The organism is Allochromatium palmeri, from assembly GCF_009720725.1.
GTDB classification, from domain to species: Bacteria; Pseudomonadota; Gammaproteobacteria; order Chromatiales; family Chromatiaceae; genus Thermochromatium; species Thermochromatium palmeri.
In genome coordinates, this window is sequence record NZ_WNKT01000148.1 from 1 (window position 1) to 783 (window position 783).

The 783-nt window shown below is 61.6% G+C and carries 1 protein-coding gene; it reads right to left on the minus strand.

Annotated elements, in window-relative coordinates; translation table 11 throughout:
- Nucleotides 1-146: 146 nt before the first annotated feature.
- On the minus strand, nt 147-783 hold a 637-nt coding region (locus tag GJ668_RS19875), incomplete at its 5' end, for a UPF0236 family transposase-like protein (RefSeq protein ID WP_246195039.1).

Consider the following 783-nt stretch of genomic DNA (forward strand, 5'->3'; position numbering starts at 1 on the left):
TTCATCAACCGTTCGCTGGGGCGACCAGACCTTCAGCTCGCAGGGTTAATCGCGGCCTGAAAAGTCGAACATCGCGTTTGTGTTGGTTTGGTGAAGCCTACCCGATAGACGGGGTGCGACCATAACTGATGCGCGCCACGTCGTTGTCAGGCCGCTTGTTTAATCAGGTCTTGCCAATAGTCCTCCCAGTGGCCATTGACGCGGTTGAGGCGTAGCGCCAGCATGGCCTCGGCCTGCTCAATGCGCCACCACGCTCCGGGCCGCTTGAGGCGTTGCTGAACGACGTAGCGATGGGCGCTCTCGATCTCGCCGGAGCCGATGGGTAAGCCCTGCTGCAGAGCGCCCTGGTAGTCGAAGTGTTGGCGACGGTTGGTGAAATAGCGTAGGGCCGCGCGCACCGGGGCTTCGGACTCATCGACCGTCTGCGGTTCCAGATGCGCGTGCAGATCGGCCAGGACGGCGTCGAGTTGCTGGGTCTTGAGGCGGTGCTTTTGGCGCTCCAGCCAGACACTTGGATCGGCATCGGCACGGTTCGCTGCGGCGGCCAGATACTCGCAGGCATGATAGAAATCGACCAAAAATCGCCCTTGTTGACCGAAGTGCTGATCGACTTGATCGACGATCCAGGGGGCCCCGTCGCCGACGGCGTGCACGTGCGTCTGGGTGCCGAAACCCGCCGCTCGGGCACAGTCGAAGAGTTCGCGCCCTAGCAGCCTGTCGGACTTAACGGGCAGAGTCGCCTTTTGAGCGCCTTTAGGGGCGAAAAATGGCGAGATTTTGGCA